This window comes from Variovorax sp. PEI5 (assembly GCF_056679935.1).
On sequence record NZ_JBWXPH010000003.1, the window covers coordinates 48,713 to 65,965 of the forward strand.

The 17,253-nt window shown below is 70.7% G+C and carries 13 protein-coding genes; 5 read left to right on the plus strand and 8 right to left on the minus strand.

Annotated elements, in window-relative coordinates:
• Window positions 1-1,049: 1,049 nt before the first annotated feature.
• Entirely contained in the window at window positions 1,050-2,399 is a 1,350-nt protein-coding gene (locus AC1MLT_RS19760) for a RepB family plasmid replication initiator protein (protein ID WP_481035914.1), read from the plus strand.
• A gap of 36 nt (window positions 2,400-2,435) precedes the next feature.
• On the opposite strand, the gene AC1MLT_RS19765 is transcribed toward AC1MLT_RS19760, so the two are convergent.
• Complete coding sequence (locus tag AC1MLT_RS19765; protein WP_481035915.1) at window positions 2,436-5,153, minus strand: hybrid sensor histidine kinase/response regulator; 2,718 nt, start codon at window positions 5,151-5,153, stop codon at window positions 2,436-2,438.
• 244 nt (window positions 5,154-5,397) lie between these two features.
• On the opposite strand from AC1MLT_RS19765, the gene AC1MLT_RS19770 reads away from it, so the two are divergent.
• Complete coding sequence (locus AC1MLT_RS19770; protein WP_481035917.1) at window positions 5,398-6,312, plus strand: protein NO VEIN domain-containing protein; 915 nt, start codon at window positions 5,398-5,400, stop codon at window positions 6,310-6,312.
• Window positions 6,313-6,396: 84 nt separating this feature from the next.
• The gene (locus tag AC1MLT_RS19775; RefSeq protein WP_481035919.1) at window positions 6,397-7,758 is read left to right on the plus strand and encodes an esterase-like activity of phytase family protein; all 1,362 of its coding nucleotides are present in this window, start codon (window positions 6,397-6,399) and stop codon (window positions 7,756-7,758) included.
• A gap of 9 nt (window positions 7,759-7,767) precedes the next feature.
• Here AC1MLT_RS19775 and AC1MLT_RS19780 read toward each other — a convergent pair whose 3' ends face one another.
• From AC1MLT_RS19780 to AC1MLT_RS19810, 7 genes are all read right to left on the minus strand, one after another.
• A complete protein-coding gene (locus AC1MLT_RS19780) occupies window positions 7,768-8,565 on the minus strand; it encodes a GNAT family N-acetyltransferase (protein WP_481035920.1) in 798 nt (265 codons plus the stop codon).
• A gap of 104 nt (window positions 8,566-8,669) precedes the next feature.
• Window positions 8,670-9,062 (minus strand): HU family DNA-binding protein, encoded by a 393-nt coding sequence (locus AC1MLT_RS19785; RefSeq protein ID WP_481035921.1) that lies wholly within the window; start codon window positions 9,060-9,062, stop codon window positions 8,670-8,672.
• A gap of 347 nt (window positions 9,063-9,409) precedes the next feature.
• Window positions 9,410-9,766 carry a hypothetical protein gene (locus AC1MLT_RS19790; RefSeq protein ID WP_481035922.1) on the minus strand — a complete coding sequence of 119 codons (357 nt, stop codon included), beginning with the start codon at window positions 9,764-9,766 and terminating at the stop codon, window positions 9,410-9,412.
• Between the two features lie 48 nt (window positions 9,767-9,814).
• Entirely contained in the window at window positions 9,815-10,402 is a 588-nt protein-coding gene (gene ddpX, locus AC1MLT_RS19795) for a D-alanyl-D-alanine dipeptidase (RefSeq protein WP_481035923.1), read from the minus strand.
• Window positions 10,403-10,441: 39 nt separating this feature from the next.
• A complete protein-coding gene (locus AC1MLT_RS19800; protein ID WP_481035925.1) occupies window positions 10,442-12,115 on the minus strand; it encodes a rhodanese-related sulfurtransferase in 1,674 nt (557 codons plus the stop codon).
• A complete protein-coding gene (locus tag AC1MLT_RS19805) occupies window positions 12,112-12,786 on the minus strand; it encodes a cysteine dioxygenase family protein (protein ID WP_481035926.1) in 675 nt (224 codons plus the stop codon). Before AC1MLT_RS19805 ends, AC1MLT_RS19800 begins: the two co-directional genes overlap by 4 nt.
• Before the next feature lie 165 nt (window positions 12,787-12,951).
• Complete coding sequence (locus AC1MLT_RS19810) at window positions 12,952-13,770, minus strand: IclR family transcriptional regulator (RefSeq protein ID WP_481035927.1); 819 nt, start codon at window positions 13,768-13,770, stop codon at window positions 12,952-12,954.
• A gap of 242 nt (window positions 13,771-14,012) precedes the next feature.
• Between AC1MLT_RS19810 and AC1MLT_RS19815 the strand changes: the two genes are divergently transcribed.
• Both AC1MLT_RS19815 and AC1MLT_RS19820 read left to right on the plus strand, forming a co-directional pair.
• The gene (locus AC1MLT_RS19815) at window positions 14,013-15,617 is read left to right on the plus strand and encodes a DUF4394 domain-containing protein (protein WP_481035929.1); all 1,605 of its coding nucleotides are present in this window, start codon (window positions 14,013-14,015) and stop codon (window positions 15,615-15,617) included.
• A 107-nt stretch (window positions 15,618-15,724) separates the two neighbouring features.
• A complete protein-coding gene (locus AC1MLT_RS19820; protein WP_481035931.1) occupies window positions 15,725-17,242 on the plus strand; it encodes a lyase family protein in 1,518 nt (505 codons plus the stop codon).
• The last annotated feature ends 11 nt before the right edge of the window (window positions 17,243-17,253 follow it).

Sequence of the window (17,253 nt, forward strand, 5' to 3'; positions counted from 1 at the left end):
GTGAAGATCCAGCGATGGTGCGCTCACCGTCCCGGATTCGCCCCGGATACAGCTCCAGCCTCACGAAAATCTGCATCATCTCCCCACTCAGGGGTCGGAACTCCCCGAAAAGCCGTTCCAGGGTGCTTTCCGCGTGCGGAGGAGGGCGATTCGACCTCCTGTGAGGGATCGACAACGGTCGACGACCCTTCCCAGGTTCCGGCAGAACGGTCCGACTCCCCGAACAAGCTCACCTTTGCGATGCCGATCGGCTTGGATTCCTCGGTGGAACCCGATCTCGAGGCTCGAGATCCGTCGTTGCCAACCCCGTACAGACCCGACTCCCCGAAAAGTCTCACCTTTCGACATCCGTACAAGGGTTCCCGACCGCCTTCCGGAGCTTCGAAGCCATGTCGGCGTGCTGTTTCGGAACGTCAACAGGCTCCGACTCCCTGAAGAAGCTCACCTCAAGGCGATTCGGCACTGGCCGATGCCCCTTGTCTTGCTCTTTAGGACCGTTCCAGGTCCCTGTGGAACCTCACCTTTGGTCATTCCGGACGCGATGCACGCAGGGAACGGCCCCTTTCCTGCCAAGCTGACCCCGGTTTCCGGACTTTGGAGGGGTTCTCAACCTGGAGAGTGGTCGACGGTCGTGTCAGGAGTGCCGTGCTTTCAGCTTTGCGTCTTGAGAGTATTGAATTCATAACTCTTGGAATTCTTAAATACATTGAACGACGTCGAATCGAGTCTGCATGCGCCCTGCAGCCGGTTTCGGGGAGCTTGCACAGGGAGTCAGGTGAGCCTGGACAGGGACTTGGGTGAGGTCGCACGGGGAGTGAGGCCCTTCGAGGTGAGCTTGCACAGGGACCAAAGGTGTGTCGGTTCGGGGAGTCAGGTGAGGTCGAGCGGGGACCCCCATCGGGCCGACTTGTCCACAGGCCCGGTGGTCTGCGCCATGGCCGGGATGACATTCCTGGGGCCTGCGCATGGGTCGGGCGCCAAAGGTGAGCTCATTGCTGCTAGATTTGCACCTTTCGCCCTCGTTCGACGGGCTGAAGGATGAGCCGCCGATGGTGACCAGAAAAGTCAGATCAGACGCCGTGGCGATCGCAGCCGGCGATTCGAACAATCTGCGCGAATTCCGCAAGACGAACGAGGCAATCGGCCTGCGGGTCGTCGAGGGCAGTCTCTCGCTGCTGTCGCGCAAGGTGTTCAACGTCATGATCTTCCATGCGCAGAACATGCAGGAGACCGGGATCAACGCGCCGATCGACACGCCGGCCTCGCGCAAGTATTTCTGGATCCCCCTGGCCAAGCTGGCGCGCGATGCCGCCTACGACAGCAAGGACACGCAGAACCTCAAGGAGGTCCTGGAGGAGATGCAGAACATCAAGCTCAAGCTGGAGAACGGACGCCAGTGGACGAGCGAACGGCTGGTGTCGTCGGTGACCCTGGTCAATCCGGAAGGCTTCCACAAGAATTCCGGCCAGGTGTGGCTGGGCTACGCGTTCCCGCCCGAGGTGCACGAGCAGGTGATGGCGCCCAGCACCTTCACGCGCCTGTCGATCGTCTACCAGAGCTCGCTGAAGTCGGGCTCGGCCCTCGCGCTCTACGAGATCTGCCGGCGCTATGCCACCAATCCGTCCAAGATGACCTTCATCCAGACGGTCGAGCACTGGCACGGCCTGATCACCGGCAACCCGCTGTCGGCCGACTCCGCGCCGGTCTACAAGTACTTCAAGCGCGACACCCTCAAGCCGGCGATGGCCGAGGTCAACCAGCTCACCGACATCACCATCGAGCTCATCGAGCACAAGAACGGCCGCCGGGTGGAGAAGCTGCAGTTCAAGGTGGAGCTGGTGAAGCAGACGCCGCTGCTGTTCCCGGTGCCGCCCATCATCGACGACCAACTGCTCCAGCGCGTCATCGACCTGGGCTTCAGCAAGGCCGATGCGAGCGATCTGGTGGCCCAGTACAGCGACGAACAGCTGCGCCTGGCGATCGAGCGGGTGGAGGCCCGTTCGCGCGCCGTCGGCATGAGTCCCCTGACGGCGCCGGCGGGCTATTTCCGCTGGGTGCTGCAGGACCTGGCCAAGAATCCGCCCTCGGCTGCGCAGACACCGCAGGCGCCGCCGACGGCGTCACCGGCGCGCAAGTCCTCGGCGCCCAGCGTGATGGAGAAATTCCTCGCCGGGCGGGCCCAGGAGGCCCTGGCCGTGCACAAGGAACTCGACGAGCGCGAACGCCGGCTGGTGTTCGAGGCCTTCCGCGCGCAGACCGAGAGCGAGACGCTCAAGCTCGATCGCGGACTCGACAGCACCATGGTGCGGGTGCTGTTCTCGCAGTGGTATGCCAAGGAGCTGTGGGGCCCGCCCACGGCCGAGGCCTTGGCCAGCTTCATCGAGAAGTCCGGCGCCTGACGCCGGCCACCGCGCCCGCCACCGGCCGCGCAGCGCTCAGCCGTCGCCGGACTGGGCGGCCGGATGCGTCGCGCGCACGCCGGCCACGGCCTCCGACAGCCGCAGCAGCGAGATCGGTTTGGTGACATAGCGCTGGAAGCCCGCCGCCAGGGCGGCCTGGCGATCCGATTCCATGGCGAACGCGGTCAGGGCGACCGCCGGGAGGGCCTCGGCCGACCAGCGGTGGCGGATCGTCCGGATCAGCGTCAGGCCGTCCATCTCCGGCATGCCGATGTCCGAGACCAGGACGTCGCAGGTCTCGGTCGCCAGCAGCCGCAGCACCTCGGCGCCGGAGCCGGCCACGCGGACCTCGGCGCCCAGGCTGTTGAGCGCCGCCTGGGCCATGTCCCGGGCATCGGGCTCGTCGTCCACCAGCAGCACCCGGCAGCCCCGCAGTTCGAACACGCTCGGCTCGGTCTCGTCGAGGTCCCGGGACGGCCCCGGATCGGGCGCGTGGGGCACCGCCGTCGGCGCGTGCAGCGGCAGGGCGAACGAGAACACCGCGCCCCGCCCCGGGCCGTCGCTGGCCGCGGAGACCGTGCCGTCGTGCAGCGCCACCAGCCCCTGGACGATCGACAGGCCCAGACCCAGCCCGCCGGTGCGGCGGGTCTTCGACGAATCCTCCTGGCGCATGCGCTCGAACACGTGCGGCAGGAAGAGGGGAGCGATGCCGCGCCCGGTGTCGCTGACCGACAGCGCGCCCTGGTCGGCCCGCCGGCTCACCTCCACCGTGATCGAGCCGCCGGCCTCGGTGAACTTGAGCGAGTTGCCCACCAGGTTCGAGATGATCTGGAACACGCGCCGGCGATCGCCCCGCACCACGCAGGGCGCGGCCGGCGGGCAGCGCAGCGCGACGCCCTTGAGCTGGGCCGAGGGCAGCTGCGCCGACACCACCTCGGCCGCCACGGCGGCCAGGTCGACCGGCTCCAGGTTCAGCACCATCTTGCCGGCGGTCACCGCCGTGATGTCGATCAGGTCGTCGATCAGCGCGGCCTGCTGGCGCGCATGGCTGCGGATGACCTCCGCCGCCTTCAGCGCGGTCGGGTTGTCCTGGCCCTTGCGGCGCAGGATCTCGGACCAGCCGGAGATCACGTTGAGTGGCGAGCGCAGCTCGTGCGAGACCGTGGCGAGGAAGTCGTCGCGCAGCTGGCCCAGCTTCTCCGCCTCGGCGCGCGCGCTGCGTTCGAGCGTCAGCGCCCGTTCGGCGTCGCGGGCGTCGGTGACCACCTGGTGCACGTCGACCAGCGTGCCGATCCAGGCCCGGGCGCGGCCCAGGGCATCGCTCAGGGGGCGCGCGTTGACGTCGTACCAGCGCGCCGAGGACTGGCCCACCGGTTGCAGCAGGCAGCGCAGCGCCAGCGGCCGTCCGGTCGCCAGGCTGTCGCGCCAGATCGGCACCAGCATCGCCGTGGAGTCCGGATGGAACAGGGTCTCGAACGGTTGCCGTGCCAACGCGGCGGCGTCCACGCTCGATGTCACCCAGGCCTGGTTGACATAGTCGACCAGGCCGGCCGCATCGGCCTGGAAGACACGCTGGGGCAGCGAGTCGGCCAGGGTCGCGAACTGGCGCTCGCTCAGGCGTCGCGCCTCGGTCTGGTCGAGCGTGGTGCGCGCCATCCGCGCCATCGCCCGCCGCACGCCCGCCACCTCGCTCGGGGCGCGATCGCCATCGACCGTGGCGCCGCCCATGGCCCACTGCGTGTCGCCGGCGTGGAGGCCGAGCTGGCGCACCGGCAGCAGCAGCCGGCCGGTGGCCCACCAGGCCAGCACGGCGCCACCGCAGCCCAGCACGATGGCCGCCAGCATGAAGGCCAGCCGCAGGTGGCTCGCCGCCTGCGTCGCCAGGGCGGCGGGTTGCCGTGCCACCACGCGCCAGCCGAAGCCCGGGAACGCGCCATGTGGCACGGTGTCGGCGCTGACGGTCAGGTAGGACCGGCCGTCGGGCCAGTCGACGAGCCGGGCGCGCGCGCCCGGCGCGCCGGCCACCGGGTCCAGCACGGTGCCCACGGGCACGTCCGGTGTCGCCGCCAGCACCACCTTGCCGGCCGAGTCGACCAACAGCGCCTCGACGCCCTGCAGCGCCTTCAGAGGCCCGAAGATGTCGTTGCGCAGCCGTTCGGTCCACTGCCAGCCGATGTGCGTGGCGAAGACGCGGACGATGCGCCCACTGTCGTCGCGGATCGGCGCGCTGGCATCGAGAAAGCGCAGTTTCTCGCCGTTGCCGGGTGGCGGCAGCAGCTCGGCCAGCCGCACCGCGTCGTGCACGTCGCCGACGAACAGGCCGCGCCTGCCTTCCTCGTAGCTGGGCCGGCCGGCCAGGTCGCCGCCCTCGAAGATGCCGCCGCTGGCCGCCAGCACGCGCGCCGTCCCGGCATCGACCACGGCCGCATAGGCGAAGGCCGGATTGGCACGCATGAAGTCGTCGAGCGCGCCGCGCATCTCCGCCGGCGTCGAGGCCGGATCGCGGAAGCGGTCCTGCAGGCTCTGGGTCAGGGCCGCCTGCGCGAAGGCATCCATGCCGGTGGCCAGCTCGCGCGCCAGCTGGCGCGACATCACGTCGAGGTTGGAAGCGCTCTGGCGCAGCACCTGCCGCTCGGCGGCGGCGGCCAGCAGCACCGCCAGCACGACCGAGACCCCCAGCACCAGGGCACCCAGCATGGCGCCCAGCCGGGCCTGCAGGCTCGAGAAATGGAACAGGCGGGCTGATTTCTTCATCGTCGGTCCTGGCCAAGGACGTCACGAAGTTCGACGTGCCTGAAGGTTGCAATCTGATCCGTAGCGTATCTTTATGTTACACAGAAGACACAAAGAATGTGCCTTTCCACAACGGCCAGAGGGGAACTCGGAAACCCGCGGGTTCCTGGCGCGCCTGCTGCGCCGGTCGTTGGCGGGCGGCGCGGCCGACCCGGCGCTTCGCGGCATACTCGAAACGCCCTGCAACCCAACAGAAATTTTGCGAATGGATAAAGAAGTCGACCCCGCGGTCCTCGCGGTCATCAACGAGAAGCGCCTGCTGGGCGACAAGCGCACGCCGGTCGAGATCATCGCCAAGATGGGCGTGTTCGACGCCCGCCAGCAGGCCGCCGAATCGGCCTGGCTGGCCACCGGTGACAACATCATCGCCACGGTCTGGGCTGAATTCGTGAGCATCGGCGAGGGCGGCCGCTGGTTCTGCCTCGAATCGCTCGACACCCTGCGGCGACTGAGCGGCGGCGAACGCTCCGAGGTGCAGATCCGGCGCGCCAAGGACCGGCTGGGGCTGCTCAAGCGCGCCTACGACCACGACCAGCCCCTGCGGGTGGTGCTGCAGACCAACCGCGTCGCCATCGCCGAACTGGAGACCGACAAGGCCGCCAAGGTGTCGGTGCGGGTGGCCGACGACCAGGAATGGCACGTCGCGGCCTGGGACGCCGACGAGAAGATGGCGGTGCTGGCGCGTGGGGCGCGTGGCTGGCAGCCCGACGCGGCCGCGATCGAGACGGCCCGGGAGCGTGGCGGCATGCCGGCCCGCCAGCGCCTCGAGGTGACGGCGCAGGTCTCGCAGGAGGACATCGACGTCGCGGCGATCGCCTACCTGACGAAGCACTTCTCCAGCTATGGCTATCGCGCCGAGGACGTCAGGGCCCAGGGCGCGGGTCATGACATCCAGGTCTCCGACAAGAAGGGCAACACGCTGCTGAAGCTGGCGGTCAAGGGCACCGTGCCCGGCCGCACCGGCTTCCGCCTGACGGCCGGTGAACGCGCCGGCGCCGCCAAGGGCGATCCCTGGCGCCTGGCGGTCGTCACCGACGCCACCGGCCCGGCGGCGGCGCACAGGCTCTACAAGCCGACCGAGGTCGACCAGGCGCCGGGCCTGGAACCGCTGCTGGACTGAGCCGCGCCGCGCCGCGCCGCGTCATGGCGGTGTCATGGAGGAGCCGCATCGTCGCGGCCTTCCTTGGCCATCCCTCATCGACGCATGTTCTCCCCGACCCGCGGCGCCCTCGGCGCCGCACTGCTCTGCAGCATCGCCTTCCTTCCCGTCCAGGCCCAGCAGGCCTATCCGGCCACCCTGGCCGGCCATGCCGTGCTGCCGGCGCAGACCTTCATTCCCGCCCCGCGCCATGCGCCGGCCGACCTGCGCACCAGCGGCAAGTTCACGACCGCGCGCCGGGTCGACCAGGTCGGCAGCATCGAGGGCACCTCGGGCGGCCGGCCGACCGGCGTCTCGCTGCCGTTCCAGGGCCAGCCCGCGCAGGGCCACTCCGGCATCAAGCGCATGGGCGACGGCTCCTTCTGGATCCTGACCGACAACGGCGCCGGCAGCCGGGCCAACTCGCCGGACTTCATGCTCTACCTCAACCACTATGCGGTGGACTTCCAAAGCGGCGAGTTCACGCGCCGCAGGACCGTGTTCCTGCACGACCCGGATCGGAGGGTGCCATTCCGCATCGCCGAGGAGGGTACCCAGGAGCGCTATCTGACGGGTTCGGATTTCGACCCCGAGAGCTTCCAGTTCGCTGGCGGCGCGCTGTGGATCGGCGACGAGTTCGGTCCCTACCTGATCAAGGCCGACCTCGACGGCCGGGTGCTGGCCGTCTTCGACACGCAGGTCGACGGCCGCGTCGTGCGTTCGCCCGACCATCCGGGCGTCACCACGGCGGCGGCGCCGGACGCGCTGGCGCCGGGCTTCGACATCAAGCGCTCCAAGGGCTTCGAAGGCATGGCCGCCAGTCCGGATGGCAGCCGGCTCTACGCGCTGCTCGAAGGCCCGCTGTGGGACCCGGTGTCCAAGCGCTACGAGGCACTCGACAACGGGCACCAGTACCTGCGCGTGCTCGAGTTCGACGTCGGCGCCGGACGCTGGACCGGCCGCCACTGGAAGTACGTGCTGGAGGCCGACACGCATGCCATCGGCGACTTCAACATGATCGATGCCACGACCGGCCTGATCATCGAGCGCGACAACGGCGAAGGCACGGCCGACCGGGCCTGCCCGGCGGGCGTGAAGCGTCCGGACTGCTTCTCCGACCCGGCGAAGTTCAAGCGCGTCTACAAGGTCGAGCTCAACGATGCCAATGTCGGCGCTCCGATGCGCAAGATCGGCTGGCTCGACCTGCTGGACATCCAGGATCCGCAGCACCTGGCGAGGAAGCCGCTGAACGGCGGCGTGCTGACCTTCCCCTTCTTCACCATCGAGAACGTCGACGTGGTGGACGCCACGCACATCGTGGTGGGCAACGACAACAACCTGCCGTTCAGCAGCAGCCGCGACCCGGTGCGGGCCGACGACAACGAGCTGGTGCTGCTGGAGGCCGGCGCGCTGCTGCGGGCGCGCTGAGCGGTCCGGTCAACCGGGCGTGCCGCACGCGTCCGGGCGCGGCAGCACGCGATACGCGTAGCCATACGCGATGTCGAAGCCCAGGCTCCGGTACAGCTGGATGGCCGGTTCGTTGCTCGCCAGCACCTGCAGGAATGCCGTGCGCGCGCCCTGCCGCGCGCCCCATGCCATGAGCGCCTGGCAGCAGCGCCGGGCATGGCCTTTGCGCTGGTGCCCGACCCGGGTCGCGATGTCGAACAGTCCCACCCGGGGCCCGACGCGCACGCTCCAGCCGCAGCCCAGCGGCTGGCCGGCGCGACCGGCCACGACGCCGACGCACGGCTGCGCGACGCGCCGCAGGATGTCCCGGTGCGCCGCCAGGTCGGCGGCGCCCTGGCCCGCGACGGCACCGAAGGCATCGAGCCAGGCAGACGGATCGGGCACCAGGCGTGGATCCGCATCCCGATCCCGGCTCGCGCATGCGTCCCGCGCGATGTCGCCCGGCGCGAGCGCGCGCGTCATCACCAGCGACCGGTCGCAGGCGGCATAGCCCCGGCGCGCCAGCCGGGCATCGTGCGCCAGGATCGCCCCGGAGGCCGGGATGGTGTCGGGCAGGCGGAAGGCCGGCGTCAGGCCACGCGATGCGAAGCGGGCCTCGATGGCATCGATGTCGAGGTCGGACAGCGGTTCCGACCGGTCGGTCGCGTTGGCCGAGTTGGCGCGTTTGGTGTAGCCGTGGTCGAGCCTCAGATGCCAGCCACGGACGTCGAACGCGGATTCGGCCGGCCAGGCCGCGAAGGCAGCGGCCTCGAGCAGTCGCAGGGTCATGCGGAGCACTCCGGCGGCCGCGTCGGGCCACCATGAAAACAGCCCCTCGCAAGGGGCTGTGGATCGGTTCGCGAAGCGGTGCGGGGAGGGCACCGCCGCGCGCCTTACTTCTTGGTCTTCTTGGCCGGAGCGGCGGCCTTCTTCGCCGGGGCGGCCTTCTTGGCCGTCACGGGGGCGGCGGCCGTCTTGGCGGCGGCCTTGTCGGCCTTGCGCTTGGCGCCCTTCGGATCGACGGCGGCCTTGAAGGCGGCGCCGGGCACGAACTTCGGCAGCTTGGCCGCGGCGATCTTCAGCTTGTCGCCGGTGCTCGGATTGACGCCGGTGCGCGCTGCGCGGGCGACCTGCTTGAAGGTGCCGAAGCCGAGGATCTGGACGGTGTCGCCCTTCTTCACGGCGGTGACGATGGCGCTGGTGACGGTCTCCAGGACGCGGGCCGCTTCAGCCTTGCTCAGGTCGTGCTGGGTGGCGATGGTTTGGACGAGTTCGATACGGTTCAATGGAGGTCCTTGAAAGAGATGAAAACACCGGGCGTGGGCCCAGGCGATGCGCCGGTGCGACGCACGGCAGGCGGCGCGAAGTTTAGCGTCGCTCGCGGGCCCGCCGTTGCAGGACGGGCTCCATGATCCATCGCGGCGCGCCGCGACGGCGCTCCCATGGCGCGATTCGGACCGATCCGTGCGCCCGGGGCGTGGCGCCGGATCGCCATCGAGCCCATGGCGCCGATCTGTTTTCGGCATGAGGTCGCAGGAACTCCATCGCTCCGGATCGCTGTCGGGTTGCCCGGGATCCGGGGCTTCCGTCCAGCCACCAGCCGCGTTCCATCGCCTCTCGATGACCGTTCTCCTCATCGCCGGCAGTCCGACCCTGCCGTCGCGTTCCGCCGCCCTGCTCGATGCCGCCGGAGACCGCCTGCGGCGGCGATGTCGATCGCCTCGTCGTGCGCGACCTGCCGGCAGCGGCGCTGCTGCGGGCCGAGTGGTCGCACGCGGCCATCGAGCGCGCTCGACCCGGTGGCGCGTTCCCGCGTCGTCGTCGTCATCCCGGCGCGACCGATGCCGACGATCCGCGCCGGATCGCCGGCGCCAGTCTGGCGCCATTCGTCGCGGTGGTGGGGCGGCGCCTGCTGCCCTGGCTGGTGCCGGCGCCGCTGGATGTCGTCAAGGCCGTCTGGACGCTCTCGGTCGGTGAAGTGCCACGCCAAGTTCCGACGGCCATCGGCCGTGCCAATCGAGGACCGGCGGCCGGGGTCTCAGTCCGCCGGCGGCAGGTCCATCAGCCGCCGGCCGTCTTGCTCGTCACGCAGCGGCGGGTAGCGGTCCCAGTCCGGCAGGTTGTAGTGCCACCATTCGTCGGGATGGTGCGTCCAGCCGCTGGCCGCCATCAGGCCCAGCAGCAGGGCCCGGTGGCGCTGGCCCTCGAGCGGGATGTCGGTGCGGCCGTGCGCCGACTGCGGCGTCATCTCGTCGAAGGCGGTGCCCATGTCCAGGGGCATGCCATCGGCCGCGCTCAGGGTCAGGTCGACCGCGATGCCCCGGCAGTGCAGGGAACCGATGCGCGGGTCGGCGACGAAGGTCGGGTCGGGCAGCACGTTCCACAGCCGCCACTGGGCCGCGACCGGCCGGTAGGCATCGAAGATCCGCAGCCGCAGGCCCTGGGCCGATGCCAGGTCGGCCGCGACCATGAGCGCGCGATGCGCCGCCGGCCGCAGCAGGGCCACCGGCCGGTCGTAGATGCGTCGCCGCGTGAGGTTGTCCGGGGTCGCGTAGCGCAGGTCGATGTCGAGCGCCGGATGGTCGAGGACGATGGAGGAGGGAGCGGAAGATGTTTCAGGATGCATGTCGAGCGGGAGGATAGCGAGGCTGCCATCCCCCGCCGCTCAGACTGTTCCGAAGTGATGCGTCCCGTCCCGTGCCAGCTGCTCGACCAGCCCGAACTCCCAGTCGAGGTAGGCCTGCATCGCCTCGGGCGATGCCTCGGTCCCTTCGTAGGGGCGGCGGTAGCGGTCGGTGCGCGGGGTGGCCAGGCGGCTCTCGCCGGTCTCGACCGGCAGCCCGGCCGCGACCCAGGCGGAGGTGCCGCCATCGAGCACCCGGACCTCGGTGTCGGCGGCGCCGCGCGCGGCCAGCAGGCGCTGCAGGTCGGCGGCGGCGAAGCGCGCCAGCCGGCTGGTGCCGCAGGTCAGCACCAGCACCGGCGTCGGGCCGATGCGGTCGAGCGCCTGGTCGAGCTGGGCGCGGATCGCGAACCAGGCGCCCGGGATGTGGCGCCGCACGTAGCTGGCGCTGGTGGTGACGTCAATCACGACGGCATCGTTGCGCTTCAGCAGCAGCGCCAGCGCGGCCGGCCCGATCTCCTCGACGCCGGACGGTGGCGCCGCGCCGGCCGGTGGCAGGCCGGTCTCGTGGAAGGCGGCGGCCTCGGGCACCGGATCGAGCACGTGCACCTCCCAGCCCATCTGTGCCAGCCACGAGCCGGTCATGGAGGCGCGCACGCCATCGTCGTCGGCCAGCACGATGCGCGCGCCGCGCACCGGCGCGTGGTGGTCGGTCTCCTGCACCAACTGGCCGCCGGGCGCGCCGGCGAAGCCCGGCAGATGGCCACCCGCATATTCCTCCGGCGTGCGGACGTCGAAGCGATAGGTGGTGCGCCGCGCGGCGTCCTCGGTCAGCGCGGGCAGGGCCGCCAGCGCCACGCGCCGCACGCCGGCGCGGTCGGCCACGCGGCGGGCGTCCCGCGCGGCCTGCCGACGCGCCTCGGCGCTGGCGTGCGGCGGTGCGCGGCGGTCGGCCTCGCGTTCCAGCGCCTGGCCGGCCAGCTTCCAGCCGATGGTGCCGTTGCGCAGCGCCGCCACCGGATTCGGGATGCCGGCGTTCACCAGCGACTGCGTGCCGATGATGCTGCGCGTGCGGCCGGCGCAGTTGACGATCACCCGCGTCGCCGGATCGGGCGCCAGGTCGCGCACGCGCAGCACCAGCTCGGCGCCGGGCACGCTGGTGGCGCTCGGGATGCTCATGGTGCGGTACTCGTCATAGCGCCGCGCGTCCAGCACCACCACGTCGGCGCCTTCGTCGAGCAGCGCCTTGACTTCGGTGGCCGACAGCGAGGGCGTGCCGCGCTCGTGCTCGACCAGTTCGCCGAAGGCCTTGCTCGGCACGTTGACGTCGCGGAACAGTTCACCGCCGGCCGCGCGCCAGGCGGCCAGGCCGCCGTCGAGCAGGTGCACCCGGCCGTAGCCGAGTCCGGCCAGCACCCGGGCCGCGCGCGGCGCCAGGTCGACGCCGTCGTGCATACCATAGACCACGATCGGCGTGTCGTGGCGCGGGATGCGGCGCTGCGCCTCGATCTCGATGCGCGACAGCGGCAGGTTGGCGGCCCACAGCGGATGCGCCTGGGCGTAAGGGTCCTCCTCGCGGACGTCGAGCAGCGCGATCTCCTGGCGCGCGAGCAGGCGGGCACGCACGGCGGCGACGTCCAGCACCGGCAGTGGGACCGATGGCGCGTCGCCGTCGTGGTCGTCGGCCGGATCGAGGAGGGAGTCGGACAGGGTCATGGTGGATGGCCTCGCGGGGAAGGAGGTGTCGGGGTGGTCGCAGCCCCCGGGGTGGTGGCGGGACCGGCGGCCGCGAGCAGCGCCGGCGCCAGTGAACGGGTATAGCCCGAAACGAAGACCTTGGCATCGCCATCGTCCGGATAGGCATGGCGCCGCACGCGGCCGATGTCGGCGCCATAGACATGGATGCTGATCGAGGTGCGGTCGTCGAAGGCGTTGCGTACCCGGTGCACGTCGCCGATGGCGGGCGAGACGGCTTCGACGTCGCCCGGCGCCAGCCGCACCGGCGCGCCCTCGGGGCGCCAGCGGCCCTGGCCGCGCGGGGCGTAGGCCTGGGCGATCTCGGCGCCGCGCAGCATGCCGATCAGGCCCCACACGGTGTGGTCGTGCACCGGCGTGGCCTGGCCCGGCCCCCACACGAAGCTGACCACGCTGAAGCGCTCGCGCGCATCGACATGCAGCAGGTACTGCTGGTAGCGCGCCGGATCGGGCTCGGCCAGGGTCTCGGGCAGCCAGTCGTCGCGCGCCACCAGCTCGCGCAGCAGCACGGCGCCGTCGCGCAGGATCGCCGCCTCGTCCGGCGCGCCGTCGAGCAGGCGGGCGAAGGCGGCCACGAAGTCGCGCAGCGGCGCCAGGCGATCGGCGGGCGTCGTCGGGGGATGGGCATTCATGCCCTCACCTTAGCCGTCGGGTCGGCGTCTGCCAAACGATCTTTCGTGCCCATGGCGCCTTCTTTCATGGCGATGGGAACGGGGATGCCGGTGCGGGAACGACGTGGCCGGTCGGTCCTTCATGCCATGAACGACCGATTCGCTGTTTTCGAATAAGGCAGTTGTCTAAAGCAGCGTCGCGAACAGCGCGGGCGATGGTCGTTGCGGCAAGGGGTCGAAGGGGGCGAGCCGCGGCCCGATGGCACCGGCCTCGCGCTGGAGCGCGTCGATCACCACCGGCAGACGCTCGGGACCCAGGCGCCCGGGCGCGGCGACGATCATCAGCGCCGCCACGGCGCGTCCGCCTCGATCGATGATCGGCACCGCCACGCAGGTCGGAGCGGCGCCGCCGCCGCTCTCGGCATGGCCGGCCTGGCGCACGTGCTCGAGCGCGATCCTCGGGTCGCCGACGGCGCCAGTGCTGCCGTCCTGGGGCGCCTGCAGTCCCAGCAGCCGCGCGCGCTCGGCCATCGGCATGAAGGCCAGGATCGCCAGCGTGGCGGCGCCGCGGTCCGACAGCGCACTGCGCATGCCGATCTCCAGGGGCGGCTCGAGCACGGGCGGCATCCTGGCGCCTTCGCTGCGATCGATGCAGATCGCCTCGCCTTCACTGCGCACGAACAGGTAGGCATGCTCGCCCAGCGCCGCGCTCAGACGCCGCAGCGCGGGCCGTCCCAGCAGCAGGCGCAACTCGCCGGGATGACTGGCCTCCATGGCGAGCAGGAAGAACTCGACGCCCAGCCGATAGAGTTTGCGGACCGGATCTAGCTCGACCATGCCTTCGGCGGCGAGCGACTGCAGCAGTCGATGGGTGGTGGCTTGCGTCAGGCCCGTCGCGCGGGCGATCTGGGTCAGACCACCGCCACCGGCGGGCAACTGGGAAAGTTCGCGAATCACCGAAAACAGCCGTGCCACGCCCGCCTTGGGACTGCTGGTATCTCGCATGGACGCTCCTGGTGAGGACGGAATCGGGAAAGCCGGAGCGCAGCGTAATTCGAATTGCCGGTCTCTGAGCGACGAATGCGAGGTCTCGGGGTTTTCCCTTCCGACGGCGTGCCGATCCGGCGAAGCGCGAGATCGTTGCATCCGATCGTCCGTTCCAGGCGTACCCCGCCATGTCGCCTGTGAAAGAAATCGACTCCAACAAAGACGAGCGACCCCTTCCTCCAACCTTCTGGGATCCGCACATGTCTCGATTCAACAAGCTTCGCCCCCTGGCCCTGATCGCCGCCGCCGCACTCGCCGCCTGCGGAGGCGGTGACGACAGTGACAGCAACCACAACGCCGGCACCGCGCCGGGTGGCTCCGGGGTCGTCGGCGACACCGTCGCCGTCACGGTGGCGGGCCGGGTGATCTCCTTCAATCGCGCGACGCCGGGCACGCTGACCAGCAGCCTGCCGCTCGCCGGACTGCAGGTGGGCGAGGCCCTGGTGGGCATCGACGTGCGGCCGGCCGATGGCGTCATCTACGCCGTCGCCTCGACCGGCCGCATCCTGACGCTGGACGCGGCCACCGGCGCGCTGACGCCGCGCGCCACGCTGTCGACGGCGCTGTCGGGCACGCACTTCGGGGTCGACTTCAATCCGGTGGCCGACCGGTTGCGCGTGGTGAGCGACACCGGCCAGAACCTGCGCATCGACGTCACCACCGGCGCGACGGTGGTCGATGGCGCGATCAACGGCGCGCCGGCCAGCATCACCGCGTCGGCCTACACCAATTCGTTCGCCGGCGCGACCAGCACCCAGCTCTACGATCTGAGCGCCACCGGCACGCTCTACCTGCAGGACCCGCCGAACAACGGCACGCTGGCCAATCCGGTGCCACTGAACGTCGCCTTCGCGACCCAGAACGGCTTCGACATCGATCCGCGCACCAATGTCGGCTATGCCGCACTGGGCGTGGGCGGCGTGACGCAGCTCTACACCGTGCCCCTGGGCGGAACGGCCGGCGCCCGCCTGGTCGGTCGCATCGGCGGCGGCGAACTGCTGGTGGGCATGACGCTGGTGCCGCCGGCGGCGCCGCGTGCCTATGTGCTGGACGAATCCTCGCGGCTCGCGAGCTTCGCGCCCGCGACGCCCAACACGCTGTCGACGCCGGTCGCCATCGCCGGCCTGCTGCCCAACGAGACGGTGCTGGGCGTGGACTTCCGTCCCGCCAACGGCCGCCTCTATGCCCTGACCAGCGCCGCGCGCCTGCTGACGCTCGATCCGGACACCGGCGTCTCGACGCCCGTCGCCACGCTGGCGGCCGATGCCACCGACACCACGCTGCCCTATGCCGGCCTGGCCGGCACCCGCTTCGCGGTCGACTTCAACCCGGTGGCGGACCGCCTGCGTGTGATCGGCGACACCGGCCAGAACCTGCGCATCAACGTCGACACCGGCGCCACCACCACCGACGGCGCGATCAACCGCGCCGGCGCGCCCGCTTCGGTGATCGCCGGCGCCTACACCAACAGCTTCGCCGGCGGCAGCGCCACCGACCTGTTCGACATCGACGGCAACACACGTGTGCTGGCGCGCCAGGCTCCGCCGAACGATGGCACGCTGGTGAACATCGGCGCCCTGGGCGTGGCGCTCGATGGCCGGGCCGCGATCGACATCGCCGGTGGCGCCAACGGCCTGGTGCTGGCGGCACTGCGCGCCGGGGCGACCGGGCCGTTCAGCCTCTACGCGGTCTCGTTGACCACCGGAGCGGCCACGCTGCCGGCGGCGGCCGCGGGCAATCCCGCGCTGGCGCAGATCGGCGGTGCCGGCGGCCCGGCGGTGCGCGACCTGGCGATCCGCTACTGAGCCTGGACGGGCGAGCGGGCGCGAGCGCAGAGGGGAGGGCGCTGGTATCGTGCGGTCCGCCCGATGGGCATCGCACCCTCCCACAGACAGAGACAGGTTCCCTTCCCATGAAGCTCTCCACCCTCGCGCTCGCCGCTGCGCTGGCGCTGTCCTCCATCGCTTCCCCGGCCAGCGCGCAGACGCCGGCGCGGGCCAAGCACGACGAGTTCTTCTGGCTCGGCGAGATCAACAAGGCCAGCGCGGTGATCAACACCGACGAGGGCCTGCTCGATCCGGCGCTCGCGCCGCTGGTCCACGACGGCATCGCCAAGGTGCTGGCCGATGGCGACAAGCCCGGCGGCAAGCGGCCGACCCTGGTCATCACCTTCGAGCCGCTGCTGATCGAGGCCGCCGGACCGCAGGTCACGCTGCTGCACGCCGGCCGCTCCAGCCAGGACATGCTCTCGACCGTGCGCGCGGCGATCCTGCGCGACGAGATGCTCGATCTGGCCGACGCCCTGAACCGGACCACCGCCACGCTGGTGCGCCTGGCCGACAAGCATCGCGCCACCATCGTGCCCAACTACACCAATGGCGTCGCCGCCCAGCCCAACAGCTATGGCCACTACCTGCTGGGCTTCGCCGCCGGCCTCGACCGCGATGCCCAGCGCATCCGCGAGGCCTATGCGCGCATCGACCGCTCGCCGATGGGCACCACGGTGCTCAACGGCACCAGCTGGCCGCTCGACCGCACGCGCATGGCCGGCTACCTGGGCTTCGCCACCACCGTCGACAATGCCTACGACGCGGCGCAGATCTCGGCCGTCGACGCGCCGGTCGAGGCCGGCGCCATCGTCACGGCGGTGGCCCTGCACGCCGGCGCCTTCATCGAGGACGTGATGACGCAATACGCCCAGGCCCGGCCGTGGATCCTGCTGGCGGAGGGAGGCGGCAACACCTACGTCTCCAGCGCCATGCCGCAGAAGCGCAACCCCGGCCTGCTCAACAGCACGCGGCGCGATGCCTCGACCGCGCTGACCCTGGCGATGGGCGCGGCGATCCAGGCGCACAACATCCCGCCGGGCATGAGCGACCCGAAGGAAGTGCGCGCCAACGTCTCGATGGTGCGCGGCGCCATCGGCGTGCTGGACAACTGGAACCGCATCCTGGGCGCCCTGGTGATCGACCCCGAGCGGGCGCTGGAGGAACTCAACAGCGACTGGACCGCCTCGCAGGAACTCGCCGACGTGCTGATGCGAACGCACAAGCTGCCCTTCCGCGTCGGCCACCATTTCGCCTCCGAGGTGGTGGAATACGCCAAGGCCAAGGACATCCGGCCACTGGTGTTCCCCTACGCCGAGGCGCAGCGCATCTATGCGGAGACCGTGAAGGGCTCCGACTTCCCCGCCGTCCTGCCGATGTCCGAGGCCGAGTTCCGCGCCACGCTCGACCCCGTCGCCATCGTGCGCAACCGCCAGACCGCCGGGGGTCCGCAACCGGCCGAGATGACCCGCATGCTGGCCGAGGCGAGCCGTCGCGTGGCCCGGCAGGACATCTGGATCCAGGAGCGGCGCGCACAGATCGGCAGTTCGCTGGCGCGACTCGACGCGGATTTCCGCAAGCTCGGCGGCACCGCGCGCCGGTGAGCGGGGGGAAG